Annotated in this window: 16 protein-coding genes; 7 read left to right on the top strand and 9 right to left on the bottom strand. The window is 37.6% G+C overall.

Translation table 11 applies throughout. The annotated features are described in order from the left end of the window. Positions 1-148 precede the first annotated feature (148 nt). Both fen and L1994_RS08020 read right to left on the bottom strand, forming a co-directional pair. Positions 149-1,150 carry a flap endonuclease-1 gene (gene fen, locus L1994_RS08015; RefSeq protein ID WP_278098924.1) on the bottom strand — a complete coding sequence of 334 codons (1,002 nt, stop codon included), beginning with the start codon at positions 1,148-1,150 and terminating at the stop codon, positions 149-151. A 355-nt stretch (positions 1,151-1,505) separates the two neighbouring features. Beyond that, the gene (locus L1994_RS08020; protein WP_278098925.1) at positions 1,506-1,820 is read right to left on the bottom strand and encodes a hypothetical protein; all 315 of its coding nucleotides are present in this window, start codon (positions 1,818-1,820) and stop codon (positions 1,506-1,508) included. Positions 1,821-2,423: 603 nt separating this feature from the next. Between L1994_RS08020 and L1994_RS08025 the strand changes: the two genes are divergently transcribed. After that, the gene (locus L1994_RS08025) at positions 2,424-2,654 is read left to right on the top strand and encodes a ChaB family protein (protein WP_278098926.1); all 231 of its coding nucleotides are present in this window, start codon (positions 2,424-2,426) and stop codon (positions 2,652-2,654) included. A 451-nt stretch (positions 2,655-3,105) separates the two neighbouring features. Further along, positions 3,106-4,020 (top strand): presenilin family intramembrane aspartyl protease PSH, encoded by a 915-nt coding sequence (locus L1994_RS08030; RefSeq protein WP_278098927.1) that lies wholly within the window; start codon positions 3,106-3,108, stop codon positions 4,018-4,020. On the opposite strand, the gene L1994_RS08035 is transcribed toward L1994_RS08030, so the two are convergent. Then, positions 3,953-4,930 (bottom strand): NOG1 family protein, encoded by a 978-nt coding sequence (locus L1994_RS08035; RefSeq protein WP_278098928.1) that lies wholly within the window; start codon positions 4,928-4,930, stop codon positions 3,953-3,955. The genes L1994_RS08030 and L1994_RS08035 overlap by 68 nt on opposite strands. Before the next feature lie 45 nt (positions 4,931-4,975). Here L1994_RS08035 and L1994_RS08040 point away from each other — a divergent pair, with 45 nt between their 5' ends. Further along, positions 4,976-5,857, top strand: a complete 882-nt coding sequence (locus L1994_RS08040) for a CBS domain-containing protein (protein WP_278098929.1) — start codon at positions 4,976-4,978, stop codon at positions 5,855-5,857. A 248-nt stretch (positions 5,858-6,105) separates the two neighbouring features. Then, a complete protein-coding gene (locus L1994_RS08045) occupies positions 6,106-6,357 on the top strand; it encodes a PRC-barrel domain-containing protein (protein ID WP_278098930.1) in 252 nt (83 codons plus the stop codon). On the opposite strand, the gene L1994_RS08050 is transcribed toward L1994_RS08045, so the two are convergent. From L1994_RS08050 to L1994_RS08070, 5 genes are all read right to left on the bottom strand, one after another. Then, positions 6,346-7,059: a phosphoglycolate phosphatase gene (locus tag L1994_RS08050; RefSeq protein ID WP_278098931.1), complete on the bottom strand. Its 714-nt coding sequence runs from the start codon at positions 7,057-7,059 to the stop codon at positions 6,346-6,348. The two genes, L1994_RS08045 and L1994_RS08050, sit on opposite strands and share 12 nt — an antisense overlap. An 18-nt stretch (positions 7,060-7,077) precedes the next feature. Then, complete coding sequence (radA, locus tag L1994_RS08055; RefSeq protein WP_278098932.1) at positions 7,078-8,052, bottom strand: DNA repair and recombination protein RadA; 975 nt, start codon at positions 8,050-8,052, stop codon at positions 7,078-7,080. A gap of 209 nt (positions 8,053-8,261) precedes the next feature. Then, positions 8,262-9,752, bottom strand: coding sequence for a hypothetical protein (locus L1994_RS08060; protein WP_278098933.1), 1,491 nt, complete (start codon positions 9,750-9,752; stop codon positions 8,262-8,264). A gap of 29 nt (positions 9,753-9,781) precedes the next feature. Beyond that, positions 9,782-11,083, bottom strand: coding sequence for a diaminopimelate decarboxylase (gene lysA / locus L1994_RS08065; protein ID WP_278098934.1), 1,302 nt, complete (start codon positions 11,081-11,083; stop codon positions 9,782-9,784). Further along, positions 11,084-12,232: an LL-diaminopimelate aminotransferase gene (locus L1994_RS08070; RefSeq protein WP_278098935.1), complete on the bottom strand. Its 1,149-nt coding sequence runs from the start codon at positions 12,230-12,232 to the stop codon at positions 11,084-11,086. Positions 12,233-12,542: 310 nt separating this feature from the next. Here L1994_RS08070 and L1994_RS08075 point away from each other — a divergent pair, with 310 nt between their 5' ends. Further along, positions 12,543-12,842, top strand: a complete 300-nt coding sequence (locus L1994_RS08075) for a DUF1894 domain-containing protein (protein WP_278098936.1) — start codon at positions 12,543-12,545, stop codon at positions 12,840-12,842. A gap of 452 nt (positions 12,843-13,294) precedes the next feature. Beyond that, positions 13,295-13,990, top strand: a complete 696-nt coding sequence (gene fdhD, locus L1994_RS08080) for a formate dehydrogenase accessory sulfurtransferase FdhD (protein ID WP_278098937.1) — start codon at positions 13,295-13,297, stop codon at positions 13,988-13,990. A gap of 152 nt (positions 13,991-14,142) precedes the next feature. Here fdhD and L1994_RS08085 read toward each other — a convergent pair whose 3' ends face one another. Further along, the gene (locus L1994_RS08085) at positions 14,143-16,944 is read right to left on the bottom strand and encodes a U32 family peptidase (protein WP_278098938.1); all 2,802 of its coding nucleotides are present in this window, start codon (positions 16,942-16,944) and stop codon (positions 14,143-14,145) included. 545 nt (positions 16,945-17,489) lie between these two features. Here L1994_RS08085 and L1994_RS08090 point away from each other — a divergent pair. After that, complete coding sequence (locus L1994_RS08090; RefSeq protein WP_278098939.1) at positions 17,490-20,603, top strand: HEAT repeat domain-containing protein; 3,114 nt, start codon at positions 17,490-17,492, stop codon at positions 20,601-20,603. The last annotated feature ends 22 nt before the right edge of the window (positions 20,604-20,625 follow it).

Here is a 20,625-nt window from a genome sequence, read left to right on the forward strand (position 1 = left end):
TGTTTGGATATCTAAAAAACCTTCATGAAACTAAGGTTTCATGCAACAGTTTCATGTAAATAACAAAGTGATTTTCATGGCAAAAGAGAGGTTTCAGTCATTTCTGTAACTGAAATATATAAATCGGGAATTTTGGGATAATTGTTTTTTAAAACCACTGTTCAAGTGTTTTTTGACCCTGCTTTACATTCAGCTTCTCTAAAATGGCATCAATTCTACCGCGTGAAAATTCGTAATCACCACAGAGATAATCTATTATTCCATCAAAATCAACGGCTTTCCATTCAAGATTATAATCAGATGAATAAGGAGGATTTAAGAAAAATTCCTTAACAGGGTCAGGGTCAAATCCTGGAAGTTTCTCAGATACTGTTTCTGCAAATTTTCCTTCACGCACAATCTTAAGCGCAGTTTTTGCACCGACTCCCCTTACTCCTTCATTAAAGTCAGTTCCTATTAAAATGCCCATCTCGATTAACTCTTCGCGTGTTATCATCAGGCCTGACAAAACATCAGAAAGCACAATCTTTTCAGGATTTACAGAAATAGTTCTTCCTCTTACCTTCCTTCTCCGGCTTACAGTCATATTGCGAACAAGCCTTGGTGCTCCAAACAAAAGTGAGTCATAATCCTGCGAGATGGAATATTTCACATCTCCGCTCATTGCCATTACAGCCGCCTGTGCCTCACCTTCACCAGGTGCTTCAAAATATGGCACTCCCATAAGCTTCAGAAGTTTTTTGGAACTCTCAATAATTTCTGAGTCCACCTTAGTTGCAGATCGTGCCTGTCTGAAGGCCTCTTTTGTATCGCCGACTGCTATTGCCTCCATGTATGCCTCTTTTGCTTTTTCCTTTTTCTCCCGCCGGATAATTATTGTTTCAGATTTGAACTGTGGCGGTTTTCCGTCAAATATGAAAACAGGATGCATACCGTTTTCCAAAAAATTGGAAAGCCTAAAAAAAAGTCCGGAAAGATGCGATGTAACACGCCCGCCCGTATCCATAAGAGGCGTTCCGTCAGGCTGTCTTATGGTTGTCAAAAACTGATATAGTGCATTATTTCCATCAACTGCACAATTTCCGGCAAGCTCATTCCAGTCCACCGGATTCTTATAATCCAAAAGAATATCCCTTAAAGCAACTCCCATGATAAAACCTTATAATTATTAAGCATTAAAATTGGACTTTATCCATTATACAATATATGAACCATTAGTTTCATGAACGTTTTTTTGCATTTTTTTCTGGCAATTTTTTTTAGATTCTTTCTTTCTTTTTAGTTTTCTCTCTTTTTTTTCTGTTTTTAGTTTTCTTTCTTTTTTTTTTGTTATTTGCCTGCCTTAAGCTGTATTAAAGAACGTATATTAAAAAATTACACTAAGCGGTTCACACTGAACCTGACAACTGACTTTGACATAATTGTGTAATTATTCTGAATGTCAGCCTCTTTAAAAAATCAGGTGAAAGGCTGACAGTTGCGATATCCTGCCTTTAATATAGAATTTACCTGTAAACGCGTCTTGAGAGAGCCTCGATTACATCCTCAACTTCGTCTGACATTGCATCGCATCTCTGGTTGACATGTTTTGAGACTTCCTCTAAATTTATCCTCATTGTTCTCTCGCGGGCGGCAATGCTTTTTTCAAGCCTTTTTATCTTTCTGCAAAGGGACAAAATAAGACCTGCCAAAGAGATCATCATGAGACCGGTTGACACAGCAACTATCCAGTCCTGCCACAGCCTGACCACCATTGCAAGAGTGGATATTACAAGAATCACAGCAAGAATTGTATCTTTTGTACTATCCGAATCATCCATACTTTAAAATGCATACATACTGCATATTAATCTAACTGAATATTTCTGAGATGTTTCTTTTTTCTATTCAAAAGCTTCAAATCCACATCCATCCATTTTGAATCATCTCATCATAATAGCATAAATACAGCAGAAAAAATGTCAATTACAAAAATCGACAATGCAAAAAAATAACAACAAAATTAACAACAACAAAAAAAGAAAAAGCATCAATTATATTCATCAATATTCATCACTTATTTTTAACGCCTGCAATCCTTTTTTTTATCACTTTCAATATTATTTCTATTATTATCTTCAATATGAATCCATCCAGACAGAATAATGGATAACCGGATGTCCTCTCAAAAAATAATCGGGATGATAAATACTTTGAAATATGATTCAAGAGATAGAACTGGAAAACAGTATTTCGGCCTTTGAAAAAAACGTTCATTAAACTAAGGTTTCATGCAACAGTTTCATGTAAATAACAAAGTGATTTTCATGGTAAACGCACATGATGAGCTTTTTTCATCACACAAAAAGTGATGATAAGTCTATCAGGGATTTTTGACTTTCATAACAAATAATGGATTAAAAGACTGAAAAGGAACTGATTCTATGCCATACGAAACTATTGAAGAACTGCCTGAAAGTGTAAAAAACAACCTGCCGAAACATGCAAGGGAGATTTATTTTGCAGCTTTCAACAATGCCTGGGACCTGTACAGTGATCCAAAGGAACGGCGGGGAGATGCATCCCGCGAGGAGACAGCACACAAAGTTGCCTGGGCCGCGGTAAAAAACGAATACGAAAAAGATGAAAATACAGGGAGATGGAAGAAAAAATAACTAAATACCTCATTCGAGGCTGAGTTGTGATTTTAATAGTCATAAAGAGTGATTCTAAAAACAAAAAGGATAAAGCCTCAGGAGAAGCGCGATTTTGCATTTTCAAAGGATGCTGTGAGTTCGCCCAATGCCTAATCAGCTCCTCCTTTCAGATCTTTCGTAGCACTTTTCCCGGTGGATTTTAAATCAAACACATTCTTCATCAGTTCTTTCTTCTTTTGTTCATATTCACAGGCAAGGTGAAATGACTCTACGTCTCAGGTGACTTTAGAGTCCGTCCAGACAGAATAAAGGATAAGCGAATCCACTCAATATTTTTTTCACAGGAACCAAAAAATAAGAACTAAAAAACATCATATGTAATAGTTATTGACATAGGTTCTGCGGTTTTTTTTCCTCCCGCATTTCCAAATCAAAATAATTCTAATAAATTTATAAAGGAGATAGAATAGTGAAATTAAATGACATAATACCTTATTTTGCAATGGCACTTATGCTTCTTGCTGTTCAGATTCTGGCAATTTTTCTGTCACCAGTTATGAGCGAAGCTGGATACACGGCATTTGAAGATCCGCATGCAATTGAAAACACGATATATTTTATCACCATATTGCTTGCATTTACAGCAGGTATGCTTCTCTTAATAAAATACAAGGGTAAAAAAGTGCTTAGCTGGATTATCGGCGCATCAATATTTCTTGTATTCATATACATTTTTGCGGCAATACTTGGAAAAATAACAGGAGATACAATATTATCTGCAATTCTTACATTATCTCTTGCCTTATTATCTGCAGTCCTTCTCTATAAATATCCGGAATGGTATGTTATAGATACACTTGGAATCTTAATCTGCGCAGGTTCTGCCTCTATTTTTGGAATATCACTTGACATATTGCCTGTAATTCTTCTCCTTGCACTTCTCGCGGTTTATGATGCAATATCGGTTTACAAAACAAAACATATGCTTACGCTTGCAGACGGAGTTATCAGTACAAAAGCACCGATTCTTGTTGTAATTCCAAAAACCAGAAAATATTCCTATATAAAAGAAGGATTTGAGATGAGTAAAGAAAAAAGTGAACGCGGCGCTTTTATGATGGGAATGGGGGATTTAATCATGCCCTCCATCCTTGTTGTATCATCGCACATATGGTTAAACGCCGACATTCTTCCAATCGGAATCAGCATCCCGACTCTTGCGGCAATGACAGGCTCTTTTGGTGGTCTTTGCATTTTACTTTACTTTGTTTCAAAAGGAAAACCACAGGCAGGACTTCCAACGCTTAACGGCGGAGTCATTCTGGGATTTCTTTTTGGTTGCGCGCTATCAGGTTCTTGGGACTGGATTTTAGGTATTCTGTAATTAAGGATACAACATCTTCTATCCCGTCTTCTGTAATTGTTGACATATTTATAAACCCGGGCATTTCTTTCATATCGGATTTGTTTACTACAGCCTCAAAAGGAACACCTTTAGTAACCTCTTTTATGCTTTTCATAAGATTCATCTGAGATTCAATTGAATATCCACATCCCTCACTTGCATCAATTATGAAAAGAATCATATCAGCAACGTTTGTAATCGCAGAAAGAGCCTGATTTTCTATTGCATTTCTCTCCTCAACAGGCCTGTCAAGGATTCCCGGAGTATCTACAATCTGTATTCTGTCACGTCCAACATCATGGTGACCGACAATTATTCTTTTTGTTGTAAAGGCATATCCTGCGACTTCAGATGTTGCGGAAGATACAAGATTGATAAATGAAGATTTTCCGACATTGGGATATCCGGCGACTACAACTGTAAATTCCTCTTCTCTAATATCAGGAAGTTTTCTTAGAACATTTCTTGCTTCGTTTAAGTACTTTAGATCTTTGTCAACCTGATGGACAATTGATGCAATCCTTGCTGTTGCCTGTTTTCTAAGTGTATTAGTATCACCTGAATTTCTCATATCCCGCGCGTATGATCCACCCACTTTTCTTGCAGTCTCGGCCGCCCACTGTATTGCACCAAGAGAGTGCCTGATCTTGTCCACACTAAATAGCAAATTGACTATATCTGTGTAAAATGGTGATAATTCATCGAAATTAGGAAATTTCTGAACAGAGTCAATGAGCTTGTCATATACTGAACTGTATATTGCTCTTATGAACTCTTCGTTGGCGCGATCTTTGTCAGTTTTCTCTTTTTTAATGAGTGCGGCGCGCCTTAACGACCTGTCGAGTATCTCATCGGCGGTCGGAATAGTTGGTATATTTTCAAATTCCACAAAAAACCCGAATAGTATATATGTATCACATAATGAAATATCCTTATGGAATTATCCCTCATCCAAAAGGACATCCTTATTACTTTAATCACCCTCTACCATCAGAAATCCGCCGCAATAAAAGGAGAGGGTATTGCGGAGGTTTTGAAAAGAAACCCCGGAACTGTCCGTAATCAGATGCAGGCCTTAAAAGCTTTGGGGCTTGTTGACGGAGTACCGGGACCTAAAGGCGGCTACACACCAACAGGTGCGGCATACAAAGAACTTAACCTGAATAATTACAGCAAGGAATCGAAAGTTCCTATTCAGCGTGGAAATAAAGTTGCAGAAGGTATTAATGTCGCAGAGATAGATTTTACAACACTCTGCCACCCCGACATCTGTCATGCGGTAATAAAACTCATTGGAAGTGTAAAGGCCTTTGATATTGGGGATGAAGTAACAATCGGCCCGTCACCTGTCAACAGGCTTTTGGTCAAGGGCGAGGTTTACGGAAAAGATGAGGTTTCACAGTCACTCCTGATAACAATATCTGAAATAATATCCCTTCCAAAAAAACAGATTCGGTATTACATGAGTTCTCCGGTTTTTACACTGAAGACAACTGACACTTTTAAAAATGCAGTCCACTTATTCAACGAAACTAAAATCCATGGCGCACCTGTAACTGCAGAAGACGGAAAACTTCGTGGTATATTAACTTTGAGCGACATTGCACGAGGTATTGACAAAGAAGAAAAGCTAGATATTCCTGTCGAAAAATACATGACAACCGATGTTGTGATAATATCTCCGGAGGTTAATTTATACGAGGTAATCGGGCGCTTTAAAGAACAAAAAATTGGCAGGGTTATAATTATTGAAGATGGAATGCCGGTTGGAATCCTGACACAATCAGACGTTATCAAAGTATTCCCTGCACTCTAAGATAATAAAATTAAGATAAAATATCAACCTCGGGAGAGAAGAGAATTTTAAGTAAAATAAATAAAATTTTAAAATCTTTTGAAATAATTCATCAAACCTGTATTTAATACAATTTTTTATATTTATTGTGTTTTTAGTATTGCATTAAAAAAATAAGGTGAATGCTTATCTTATATCAGGATTTAAAAATCAGATTCAGTCTTTTTTTCCAATCATTTAAATAGTATAATCAACACTTATTTTCTAACATGAAGAATACATTCTCCCGAAGTCTCTCAAAGAAACAGGTCATGAGCACAGACGGAATGGTTATCGGCACAATAAGAAATATTATGGTTGATTTGGATTCCGGTCAGGTTGACAGTCTGGTTGTAAAACCGGAACCGGGATTTGACTGTTCGGGCTATGCAGTTGATGGTGATCGTCTCTTTATTCCTTTTGAAGCAGTAAGAGATATCAGAGATTACATCGTTGTTGACCGGTATCTTTCAAAACAGTGAAGGGAAATATTTCCTTACACTTTCCGAGAAACCATCCCCGAATTTTTTGAGACTTACATAATCAGCAGCTTCAGCCGCAGATTTCTGCCCCCCGCCAACTGCAACTCCAAGCCCTGCATTTTTTATAAGCTCTATATCATTTGAAGAATCTCCAATTGCAATGAAATTATCAGGTGAAATTCCTATTTCTTTGGAAACCTTCAAAAAAGTAGTGCCTTTGTTGACATAATCTGACATAATATGAAGAGCAAATCCTGAATCCAATATTTTAACAGGCAAATCTTTGACAACCTCTCTTACTTCATCTGCATCTCCGGTATGTGCAAAGGCAACATCCGCAAACCGATATTCCGGGCTGTAAAGTTCAAGAGATACACCTTTTTTTTGGAAATAATCCTGCAGGCGTTTATATGCAGTAATTGAAACGTCCTTATCCCCACAGATTTTAAGTTCACCGGCAAATCCAATTCTGTAAACTCCGCCGTTTTCTGAGATTATTGTTCCGTCTGTTCCTACCATTTTGCATAGAAAGGTAAGTGAACAGACCGTATTTCCACTGGCAAATATAACGGGAATATCGTTATCAATGAGAGTTCTGATAACAGAAACAGAGTCCAGATTTATTCTGCGACTCTTATCAGTTATCGTTCCATCAATATCGCATATTAATGCACGCGGTGAAAAAGAGGAGGTTTTATTCATCTATATTCTATTTTAAAATCAAACCGACTTAAGACCTGCCATTTCAACAACAAATGCGGCTTCTCCTTCCGGCTGATCAGGGCTGTCAACAAGTTTTGCAACGCGTTTTCCACCCTTGCTTTTACGAAGATAAACACGGAATTTGGATGCATGTCCTACAATGTTTCCACCGGTCGGCTTTGTAGGATCGCCAAAGAATACCGCAGGATTTGACTGTACCTGATTTGTGACTATAACAACTGAATTATATTCTTTAGCAAGTTTTGCAAGATCGTACATGTACTTGTTTAGCTTCTGTTGTCGAACAGAAAGTGTTCCGCGTCCGGCATATTCAGCACGGAAATGCGCCATTAAAGAATCAATTACAATCAGACGGACAGGTTTTTCTGATTCGCGAAGATCTGCGGCAAGCTCTCTTATGCTGTCAACAAGAAGCATCTGATGATCTGAGGTGAACGCTTCTGCGACATGAATGTGCTCTAAAAATTCCTCAACAGAGGGAACTTCCATATCAACATCAAGGCCTTCAATCATCTGGCGGATTCTCTCAGGCCTGAAAGTATTTTCTGTGTCAACATAAACAACAGACCCGTTAAGGCCTCCATATTCCAAAGGAAGCTGTGCATTTACAGCCATCTGGTGTGCGATCTGGCTCTTTCCAGAACCAAATTCACCATAGAATTCTATGATGGACATCGTTTCAAGTCCGCCGCCCATAAGCTCATCAAATTCAGGAACAAGAGTACTTAGCTTTTTTACTTCCTTTCTTTCCTCAAGAACAGCGATCCCTGTTCGGAATCCTCCGATGTCAGCCATCTTTCTGGCTTCTTTTATCATCTTCTTGGCTGTACTTTCACCAATTTCGGCGGCCTCAGCCAAATCCGCATATGATGCAGTCGCAATTCCTTCTATTGTGCAGTACCCTGCATCACGAAGTTTATCTGCTGTTGTAGGCCCTACTCCGGGCAGGTCTTCAATTTCATGTTCTGACATTTTTTCTAACTCCTTAAACGAACATTCTAACAATTTGTTTGAATCTTTAGTATATAGATAAATACCGCGTGTTGCGAAAGTAATAATCCGGTTAAAATCCAGTGGATATTTACCGTTGAATTGTTAAGGTTATTTACGATTGAATTGTTAAGGTCGAATTTCTAAAGCTGAATTCTCACAGCCGGATTGATATGATTATCAGGTGAAATTTAATTAAAAAACTTATTTTTAAAAGACAAAAGCCTCTCTTCAATATTTGTTTGTGAATACAAAACAGGCTCAGCAGAGACTACATCAATCACTCTGCCTTTCAGATATCCATAAAGTATGACCTCATCTCCGGCTGAAAAATATTTTTTTATATCCTTTGCTGAGTTATCACTCAAAAAGTATCTTCCCAACTCCCCAACAAGATATAGCCCTTCAGGAAAACATTCTAAAACACCTTTTATCTTCTCACAGACATGGTCTTTGTAATCATTGGATTCATATGTATCACTGCCGGTTAAAACCTTAACACAGGTGTTGTAGCCTGCATGGATCTCATAGCAGGTCAAATCAGATACAAATGAATTTTTCTTTGCCTTTTCTTTTTCATTTCCGGATTTTTTCAGCCGGCAGTTATACAGTTCAAGCAAATCGCCCTTAAAAACAGGGAGCCTCGCATGCTTTCCCCATAAAACAAAAGGCATGTTTTTTGGACTGCCTTTTGAAATATCACACAAAATTCCCTTTTTTAGCCATAGGGTGTCTCCACTATTATGAGGCAATCCGGATACATAGTCTATCGATGTAACAAATCCTGTGATATTACAGGGATTCAATCCTTCGATTTTATAGGAATTAAAAAAAGAATCAGAAATTTTATCATCAAAGGCGCCTTTTTTTGTAAGATCAGCTGACTCATCATTTTTTTCTGAAAGAACTTCATATAAATCAGAAATACTTAAAAATTCAGGTTTTACCAGTTCATCAGGTCGGAAGATTATCTTTATTTCAGAAGAATCACCCAAAATAAATTCTTTGAATTTTGACGGCTTTTGCATCAAACCTGAGATATAAATGCTCATCCCTTCAGTAATTCCAGTCAGATTTTCAGGATTCCATGAAATTATCCTGGCAGTTGTTTTTCCCATGCATACAAACATTACTTCCATTTCACCAAATGTCTGGTCTTTTTTTGTATACTGCAAAATACCACTTTTTTCCAGAACAAGAGCCTTTAATGAAACAGGCAGGAGAGTTTTAATTCCATCTTCACGAAGAAAGATTTCTTTTTCAACACGCCTTAAATCAACGGCATTAATAGTTGAAAGACTTCGAAAACGTCCTGCAACCTCTAAAACATCACCAACTGCAATTTCTTCTGTTCCTGAAACCTTCTCATCAAAAAAAACAAGTACGGCTTCTCCGGTCTCATCGCCGGTTAAAACCCGCCGGACAACTCCGGGAGTGTTATCATCTCTTTTGAATTCGATAACAGGCCCAATCTCAATTATTTTACAAAAAAAGAAGTTTAGCGTGGGTTTTGAATTCAACTCTGATATTTTCAGATGAAGACGGCCATACTTTTCTGCAACCTCTGCGGCGGCAAGATTTTCTGATTCTTCATCATGAGGATCGGGATTTATTGAGAATACTTCCTCTTCAAATTCTTCCCATGTAAGAATATCATCCACGAGTGCGTAAAATGCCCTCAATCGTAACCCACACCCTGATTAATCATCGTTTATTTTTCATGCCAGGGAAGTTTTTTCATTGTATTTAAAATATCAATTACAGACTCTCCCCTTCGCATAATGCCACTTCTCTCGCCAAAAACCATCACTTCAGGACAGCGGGGGCGACAGTTGTATTGTGATGCCATTGAATAGCCGTATGCACCGGTATCAAGGATTGCCACAATGTCTCCATCCTCGGTTCTTGGAAGTTTTCTGTCCGCCGCAATTATATCTCCCGTTTCACAGATAGGCCCTGTGACTGTATATTCAGTATCACGCTCCATATCTGCTTTATTTGCAACAATAACCTCATGATATGAGTCATACATTGCAGGTCTTAAGAGAAGATTAAATCCGGCATCAATATTTACAAACTTCTTGTGAGATGTTTTTACAGAATTTACTTTTGACAGAAGAACGGTTGTATCACCAACAAGGTTTCTTCCGGGCTCAACCCAAAGCTGGGGTTTTATTCCAAGCTTCTGAATGCCTTTTAGAAATACAGGAACAACTGCATCTGCATACTCCTGTGGTGTTGGTGCAACTTCCGTTTCATGATTGTATGGAATACCAAGACCACCGCCAATATCAATGAATGACAACCGGACACCAAGATCAGTAATCTCACCTGCTACACGGACCATGATTTCTGCGGCCTTTGCAAACGGCTCAACATCAAGAATCTGTGAACCTATGTGGCAGTGCATTCCAACAGGTACAACATTCGGACACTCCATTGCCGCACGATATGCATCAACAATCTGATCTGCTTTTATTCCGAATTTACTTGTTGCAAGTCCGGTTGCAATTTTGGGATGTGTTGGAACATCAATAGCAGGATTTATTCTGAATGAAACTTCAACAATCTTTCCGGCTTCACCTGCAATCTCATTTAACTGGCGCAATTCATCAAAAGAATCCAGAGATACCTTAACGCCTTTTTCAACTGCAAGAGAAAGATCTTCTCTTGTCTTTGAGCTTCCGTTGAACAAAAGCTTTTCAGGCGGCATTCCGGCCAGGAGTGCCATGTGAAGCTCACCAGAGGAAAAAACATCTGCGCCTGCACCAAGGGATGCAAAAATCTTCATAATTGTAAGATTGCCATTTGCTTTTGCAGCATACAAAAGCTGAACGTCCGGATAGTGCTTCTTTAAGGCCTCATCATACCTTGTAAAGTTGCTTCTTAATCTTTCTTCATCTGTAACATACAATGGTGTTCCATACTCTTCTGCCAGACTGACACAGTCATGCTTTCCAATATACAGATGCCCTTCTTTAACTGTCAGATGATTTGGAAGTATAAGCGCCATTTAAAAATCAAGCCCCCTCATACGATCAATTGCCTCTTTTATTCTTTCAACATCACGAGTGATTGCAAATCTGACATATCCGTCACCACTCTTTCCAAATCCTACACCTGGTGTCACTACAATTCCAGCTTCGTTTAGCATCTTTTCGGCAAACTTCATACTGTCTGAAACCTTCATCCAGACATAGAATGTGGCTTTTGGTGAAGGTACATCAAACCCAAGACTGCGAAGTCCTGCAACAAGCGTATCACGCCTCTCCTGATAAATATTACAGGCATCTGCAACACACTGCTGTGATGATGTAAGAGCAGTAATTCCTGCTCTTTGAATTGCATCAAATGCACCGGAATCAACATTGGTCTTTACACGCCCAAGACCGGCAATCAACTCTTCTCCGCCAACTGCCATTCCAAGACGCCATCCTGTCATATTGTAGGTCTTTGAGAGAGAATGCATCTCCATACCAACCTCTTTTGCTCCGTCCACCTGCATAAATGAAGGTGCTTTATAGCCGTCAAAGGAAATCTCAGAGTAGGCATTGTCATGCACTGCTACGATATTATTCTCTTTTGCAAACTCAACAACCTCTTCGTAAAATGAAAGAGGTGCAATCGCCGCAGTAGGATTATTGGGATATCCAAAAAACATCAGTTTGGCTTTTTTCAAAACATCCTTTGGAATTTTGTCAAGTTCAGGAAGGAAATCATTCTCCTCTTTTATTGGAAGTTCATGAAGTATTCCTTCTGAGAACAAGGTTGATGTCTTATATACAGGATATCCGGGGTCTGTTGCAAGTACATAATCACCCGGATTTACAAAAGCCTCAGGCACATGTGCAATTCCTTCTTTTGAACCAATCAATGCAAGAACTTCAGTCTTTGCATCAAAACTAACGCCAAACCTTTTTTTGTACCATTCACTTACTGCCTCACGGTATTCAATCATTCCTGTATAATCAGGATAATGATGAGTCGCAGGGTCACGTGCGGCATCACATAGCGAATCAACAATATGTTTTGGTGTTGGAAGATCAGGATCTCCTACGCCAAAATCGATTACATCTACGCCTTCTGACCTCTTTTGAGCCTTTAATTTATCAATCTGTGCAAAAAGATACGGTGGAAGATTATCCAGGCGTTTTGCGTACATACACGTACTTTTTGACTTTATCTCTAATAATATGCTTCCTGCATGCATGAGATAAATGTTTCCAAAATCAAACTTATGAAATATTATCTCAGATACAATTACAAGAGGAATACAAAAAAATTAGAAGCTAAAACAGATTATTATAGATAAAAGTATTAAGACTATCAAATGGATTATAAGTTATAAAACAATGAAAATCAGATTGCACCATTCCGGGCAACAATCAGGAACATTATATTGTCCAGATAAAAAATTGTTATGTGAATTTTAGTTTCAATTATAATATTAAAAACAGTCAGGTGACATGAGAATGAACAGATGTGTCAATAAACTAAGAGCTGAGATTTTAGAAGAAGAAATCTTTCCAGAGGCCGCTGTAGAATACATTAAATCCAACACATCCGAAGTATACGAAATACCCGAAGGCTTTACACTAAAAGGGATTACAATTCTTGGAGAGTCCCCCCTTTATCTGGGACTGAAGGTTAAGAAAAAAGAGATTATTTTTTACTTTAAAAAACCCTGTTTTGGAACATATTTAATGAAAATTAAAGGAAATGAAGACGATTTTGCAAAGATAAGAGCTGAAGGAAAAAGAATAGAGAATTAAATAAATTTATACTTTCAGATTAATTTTTACTTTCAGAAATTTTATCAAGTATTCTTTTTTTCTTTTTAAAAAAAAGCAGATTTATAAGAATATGTTCGATTTCCTATTAAAATCAGGCTTCTGTGATAAACGGAAATTAGATAATCTTTTTTTCATGAATGTTGTTGTGAAAGATAAATTTACAAAAAATACTCAATAATTTTTTTATGCACATTGCCATCATGCTGATTTAACAAGAAAAATAACGTTTTTATTTTCAGTTTTTTTCATGAAACATTTTTTTTAACTTTTCTGTCCAAAAATCAACGAATCATTTGCTCTACAAATGCCTTTGAACAGACAGGTAAGAATTTTCAATTATTATGGATGGAATTTGAACAAATCTGTATGTATATTTATATTTTGAAATAAAACAATAATTTATGTTTCTTGAGACTGTCAAAGCCCTGAAAGTGACTGGAAATTCAGCTGAATATATTGAGGATCCGGTTGCAATAGAAGGAAAAGTAACAATATATGTGAATAATGAACCAGTAACCGTTCAAATTGCAAGCATTTCGGATTTAAAGGAGCTTGGCGCAGGCTACGTAATATCAGAGGGTATATCTGATGAGATAATTTCTGTTGACGCTGAATATGACAATATCTACGTTTATGCAAAAAATCCCACATATAATTCAAGAGAAGTCTGTTCAGCAGGAGGAACCGGTTTTTTTACAAACCCAAAAAAAGTTGCTTCAGATATTAAAATAACTTCAGAGAATGTGTCTTTGGCAACAGAAGAAATTATATCTGATGTCTGGAAACAGACAGGCGGAGTTCACTGTTCTGTCCTCTTTAAAGAAGGAAAAGTCATCTGCAAGATGTCTGATGTCGGACGCCACAATACTCTTGACAAAATAATAGGATATGCGACACTAAACAAAATTAACTGCAGTGAATGCTATATAGGATGCACTGGAAGACAGCCATCAGGAATGGTTAGAAAATGTGCAAACGCCCAGATTCCAGTTATTATTTCAAAAGCCGCATCAACTATAAGCGGTATAAACACTGCAGAAATTTCAGGAATCACACTCATATGCTTTACAAGGGGAAACAGATATACCGTATATTCTCATCCTGAAAGAATAACAGGTTTTATTTAAACACAAAAACAGCAGGCTTCAGATCCAAGGAAAAAAAATTCTGTTTGAAAAGTTAAATCAGGAATAAAACACGATTCTAGCATAATATAAACATAATTAAAGAATAATTTAAACATAACAAAATTATAATTCAAATATAACAAAATTATAATTCAAACACCTTTTTTGAAATGTCCTCCTGTTATGCCACCGGATGAAATCTTCTGAAGCCTCTTTTTCAAAGATTCAAGCTCGTTATACATCCCGGGACTATCTGATTTTACAGCTTTTATTCCTTTAAGGTATGACTTCACTGTCATCTCAGCATAATTGTAGCCTTTTCTTCTTCCATCTATTGAAATAGCAAAAAGTCCGGATGCGATTATCTGTGGAAGAGAATCTATCAGACATGTTTCAACAGAATTATAGATGTATGTTCTTCCGTAAGAGTCGGTGTAAAGCGGAAATACTCCGCCTTTTTCATCCCGGATTGCATAAGCAAAATTTTCAGAATCATCTGCCAGAGAATTGTCTGCAACAGGTTCATTTAGAGAGGATTTTAGAGATTCTTTTTTGGAGGTTTTTTGAGATGCTATTGAAGATACTTTTGCATGTGCATTTGAAGAAGATGATTTCTCTACATGCAAAAGGTCTGTTTTTTTAAGAACTGATGATTCAACAAGATTGTTTTTTGAAAGCATCAGCTCAAAAGCGCCATGTACAAAGTATTCAGTTTCAATTGAGACATCTTTTGGGATTTTTTCAATAAGTACTTTTATCTGCCTTTCTGAAAGTTCAGGTGATAACATAACACCTGACAATAAAGAAGACGCTTCACATACTGCTGATGAATTAAAGATATTTAGTCCAAATGAGCCATATATCTTTAAATCCGGATTTTTCTTTCTCAATGCATATGCGGCACCAAAACTGTCTGTCATCACTCCTAAAAGAAACAGTTCAGAGTACCGGGGCAGATTTTCAATAATCGACGCTGCAAAATCAAGATAAGAGTCATTTATAATTCGCGGAAGTTTCCAGACCAGTGAGACCTTGTTTTTTTGGCAGACTTCTGATGCTTTCTTAAGCGATGCAAGTAAGGCTTCAATAGCATCTTTTCTTCTTATGTCAATATCCGGTTCGAAGTAAATCCTCCTGCATCCTCCAAAAACAGCTCCTTTTACAGATTCTATATTGTCTGCATAAAAGAAAACAGATATCTCTTCAAAATTTTTTAATTTTACAGTATTATCATTTTTTTCACATTTCTCAATTTTTTCAGTTTTCTCATTTTTTTCAGTTTTCACAAATTTTTTGCCTTCTCTTTTACCAGGAACATAGTTTTCAATATTTTCTTTTGAAAAAGCAATGTCCCTCTCGTCAGGAATAAAAAATTCAGTTGTCTTTTTTTCAACAACCGAATAAAATTCCCTTCGAAGCTCATTTAAAAGTCCGGCAGGCAAAAAAAGATCTTCTTTGTAATCAGCGCTGAATTCCCCTAAACAGTACTGAGTGCCTCCTGTTTTCCCAAAAACTTTTTTTAAGTCTGATATTGAAACAGGTCTTTTTTCAGCATCTGCCATTTCAAACGAAGCTTTATAGAATGTTTCAAATTTTTTTCCAAAAAGCTTCAAAGAGCCTCTCACAACCGGATTTTTACCTTCAACAGAAAAAAATACATCCACAGGAATTTTTTCATAAACCAGGCCGTCTTTGGAGGCAACAGCGGAGGCAAACTGAGAAACCGCCTGCCTTTTTGTGATATAAACGCGGTCGCCTTTTCTTAGAGAATAAGGCGAGATAAAGAAAAACTCTCCTGATTCAAAAGAATACGGAGGTCTTAAAATAAAGCCGTCATCACTATCGCTTCCGGAAAGTCTGACAGAAAGTCCGTCTCCAGTCTGCGGCTCAAGTGATCCGTTTAATTTTAGATGCGTTCTCTTTGTTTTTTTATTGCAGGACACAACTGTGCCAAGAAAAACCCCTCTGTTGTCAGGTCTGTCATATGACATAAGAAAAGAGCCTGTCTGTCCAAGGAGATACCCGACAGAAAAAAGCCTGTTGTATGCAAAATTCAGCTTCTCCTTTTCCACAGGACTTTTTTCCCATCTGCCTGATTTTATCTCATCAAGCGCTTTTCTATAAACCGAAACAGAAAGTGCAACATAATCGGCAGACTTCATCCGGCCTTCTATTTTTAAGGATTTTACATGTGAAAGAACTGCTTCATCCAGCCTGTCGTAAAGACATAGATCACGCGGGGAGAGAAGATATTCTCCTTTTGCCGGAACATTTACCAAATCCTGAAATCCTGAGAATTTATCTCTTTTTCCGGACATCAGCATGTACTTTTTTCTGCAGGGCTGTGCACACATTCCGCGGTTTCCACTTCGTCCTCCAAGAAACGATGAAAAAAAGCACTGGCCCGAATAACAATAACAGAGCGCCCCGTGAGCAAATATCTCTAGTTCAGGACTGCATTCAAACGAATTTTTCTTTATAGATGTCACTTCATCTGCTGATAATTCGCGTGCAAGAACAACTCTTTGTAATTTTTTTCTGCACGCCCATACAGCGCCGGCAGTAGTTGTTATTGTCATCTGTGTTGATGCATGAAGAGTTAGATTTGGAATGCATTCCGATGTTGCTTTCAAAAGGCCTGTATCCTGTACAAGAACAGCATCTGCTCCTATAGTATAGTAATAAAGCATCTCTTTAAGAGCATCAGACATTTCGTCATCGGCAATCAGAGTATTTAAAGTTACATAAACAAAAACACCGCGGGAATGGCAGAATTCAATCGCATATTTAAGCTCATCGTCACTGAAATTTTTTGCAAAACGCCTTGCTCCAAATTTTCTTCCGCTGAGATAAACTGCATCTGCGCCAGAAGATACCCCCGCATACAATGCCTCTATCGAGCCTGCCGGCGCAAGAAGCTCTGGAATTTGAAAGTTATCCTCATCATTTAACAATACAATTCATCTCCAAATTCAAATTCATCAGGAATTAAAATACCTTATCCAACAAAAGACCTTATACAATCAGCATATAACTTACATTATGTCGGCATAATAGAGAGTAGATGCTAAAATACCGACATTATATTTGTGTAATATATCTGTAACCAGGATAAACCTTTAAACATATCTTTACTTTTTAATTTGAGCGATAACCAAACAATTCTTAATTTTTGCAAGAATATTTCTCTTTTAACCAATATACCCGTTTTTTTATCTGTTTTTTTAAACGGCATCAGGCTTTATCTAAATATCAACATCTGGCAGAATTACATAACGTAAATTTGAATAAACGAAAGAACAGATAGTCTTTTTAAACACCGTCACCGGCATTTTCTCATAGCCGGTTGTTCTTTGGATATCTTTTAATTAATTTCAACAATAATTACTTAACACTGATCTTTAAAAACCAGGCTTAAAACTAAAACCGCAATATCAAAAAATATAAAGATAGAAAAAAATCAAAAAAAAGAGAATAAATTCAGGAAGAATATTTTTCAATGGCCTTTTTCGATCAAAAAGACAACAGTAATGCCGAAAACAGCATTGAAAGCGAACTTAAAGAGCTAATGCTTTCTCTTGGCTCAAAAGACTGGCAGATTCGTCAAAATGCGGCAATACGTCTTACAGAAATTGGAAAACCTGCAATTGTCCATCTTCTAAAAGCGCTTGATTCTGACAACTCTCTTATACAGACAGGCGCGGCTGAAGTTTTGGGAACATATGGTGAAGCGGCACTTCCTACTCTTTTAAAGCTTGTTACAACAGGAAAAGAGCGTGTGCGTGACGGTGCGGCACGTGCAATAGGACAAAACGGCGACAGGGCACTTGCACCACTAAAAGAAGCAATAAAAGATAAAAATTACAGGGCAAGAAGAGGTGCGGCTTTATCTTTAGGCTATCTTGGCTATCTCGGACCTGAAATCGAAGAACTTTTAATCAGCGTTTTGGACGATGATGAAGATGCTGTAAGAGAACAGGCCGCAAAATCCCTTGAAAACATCAACTGGAAGCCAAAGAGAAAAAGCCACATGGCACTTTTCTTCAATGCCAAAAACGATCTAAACTCCCTTGTAAAACTGGACTCGGAAGCAATACCTGTTCTTAAAAAAGAAATTGTTTCCAAAAACATTGAGAAGAAGAAAAATATCGCCTCAATCCTTGCAAGAATCAAAGATGACCAGGCTTCAGTGCTTCTCTTAAAACTTCTTGAAGATTGCGATCCTCAGGTAAGACAAAAAGCTGTTGAAGCAGCCGGTGACAGAGGCGATAAGAGGCTTGTTCCGTACCTTATAAAAGCACTTGAAGACTCAGATTCATATGTCAGAATGGAAGCGGCATGGGCGCTTGATAAAACCGGCTGGAGACCTGTAAATGACCTTCAAAAAGCAAGGTATCTGGTAATTAAAGAGAAATGGACTGAGCTTTTGCAGATGAGAGAAAAAGCTCTTCCTGTCTTAATTGAGCTTTTAAAGGACAATAATCCAAGTGTGAGACTAAAATCAACCGAAGTCCTTCGTGCGATGGGAAATCTTGGATATTCTGCAATAAACGAGGCATTAAAAAGCGAGGATAAAGAGCTCAAACGCGGCGCAACAGAAGCGGCGGCTCACATAAAGAAGAAAAATTCAGAGACTGCATCTGTAAAAACTACCAGGAAACCATCTACTCCAGATGAAGAGGTTGAAGAACAGATTAAACGCCAAAAAGCGTCTATGGCCGCAAAAAGCACGGTCAAAGAAGATTTCTGGGCAAATCTGATGAGAAGAAACGGTCTTGACGAAGAAAGAATTTTAAGATTTTCAAAAGCACTTTCTGACGAGAACGAAATCATAAGAGCAGCCGCTGTTGAAAGCCTTAAAAATGCAGGAAAGGCCGGAACAGAATGCATGATAATTCTTCTTTCTGACAAAAAGAACAATGTCAAAATTGCTGCAATTGAATCACTTGGGGATATTAAGGCTCAAAAAGCCGCACCTTATCTTGTCAAATTAACAAAGGACAAAAATGAAAATATCAGGTCAGCTACAGCCCATTCACTTGGCCAGATTAGTGAGCCAAAAACACTACCTACATTAATATCTCTCTTCTCAGATAATGCTCCGCAGGTCAGAAGAACGGCATCTGATTCTGTTGCAAAATTCAATAAAATTGCACTGCCTCTTTTGAAAAACACATTCTTAGAACAGGACATGACAGTCAGGATGACTGCAATCAGAACTATCAGCAGAATAAATAACCCCGCTTCAATATCACTTTGTGTCAGAATGCTCAACGACTCAGAGTACGATGTCCGTGAATGTGCAGTAAAGGCACTTAGAGCATTAAGCGAAAACCTGTTCAATTCCCTTATTGATGAATCACAAAGAATTCTGATTCAGGGAACAGTTATGGAAAAATCCGGGATGATTTCAGTTCTTTCAGGAATTGATGATCTCGGTGCAAAAAAAGCACTTAAAAATTTTGAATCAGACAGTGATGATACTATAAAGAACCGTGCAATAAGTGCGCTTAAAGGAGAAAGTCAGGATACACGAGTCAGACCTAAAAAGCCACAGACATCAAAGAAACTTCAGCCAAAACAAGGTACATCCAAAGCCCGTGAGGTACCTGCAGAAATAAAACTGGTAATATCAGAACTTAAAAGCCCGGATAATGAGATACAGATGAAAGCGGCAGAAAAAGTCTTTCTCATTGGCGATGATATGATAGATCCTTTGATAGATTCGTTAAACTACAATAACAGCGAATACCAGAATTTTGCGGCTGAACTTATAACAGGCCTTGGAGACAAGGCAATAAAATCTCTTATAAATATTTTAAAGACCGGAAATCTTGATTTAAAGATAATAGCGGCACAAAACCTGGGTAAAATACCTGAAAAAATTACAATTGACGCATTAGGTGAAGTTCTGTTTAAAGAACCTGATAATACTGTAAGGAAAGTTGCGGCTGAATCACTCGGATTTATGGGCGATAAGAGATCTCTTGAAGCACTTATTCATGCGGCAGGAGAAGTAAACCCTGAAGTTAAAGGTGCGGCTATAAGATCCCTTGGATACATTGAGGATAAAAAAGCTGTAAAACCATTGATAAAGGCTTTATCAGATGACAATCATGACATCTGGCAGACAACTATTGAAGCTTTAAGAAACCATGGCCCTGAGGCAATAGAGGCACTTACAGAAGTTTTGAATAATACGAGTGATTCCTCCTCAAAGACAAAAATAGCACAGGCTCTTGATGAACTTAACTGGGTACCTGAGACAGAAGAAAGCATTGCATACTATCTTATTGCCAAAAAACAATGGGAAGAACTTGAAAGGATTGGAAAACCTGCAATAAAACCGCTTATAGAGGCTCTGCCTGAAAGCGATTCTGAAACAGGGCTTTTTATTGTCACAACTATCGCAAATATTGGTGGAAATGAATCAATACTGCCGCTTGCAAAGGCGTTATGTAACAAATCTACAAAGGTAAGGAAAAAAGCAGAAGAAGCAATTCTTTTATTTGGAAAAGATGCGGTTCCTGTACTTGAAAAAATTGTTTCAAATGCCCGTGATCCAACTGAGCGCACTTTTACAATGAATCTTATAAGAAAAATTGAAAACTAATTGAAAAAAACGTTCATGAAAT

This window comes from Methanomicrobium antiquum, from assembly GCF_029633915.1.
Taxonomy (GTDB): domain Archaea; phylum Halobacteriota; class Methanomicrobia; order Methanomicrobiales; family Methanomicrobiaceae; genus Methanomicrobium; species Methanomicrobium antiquum.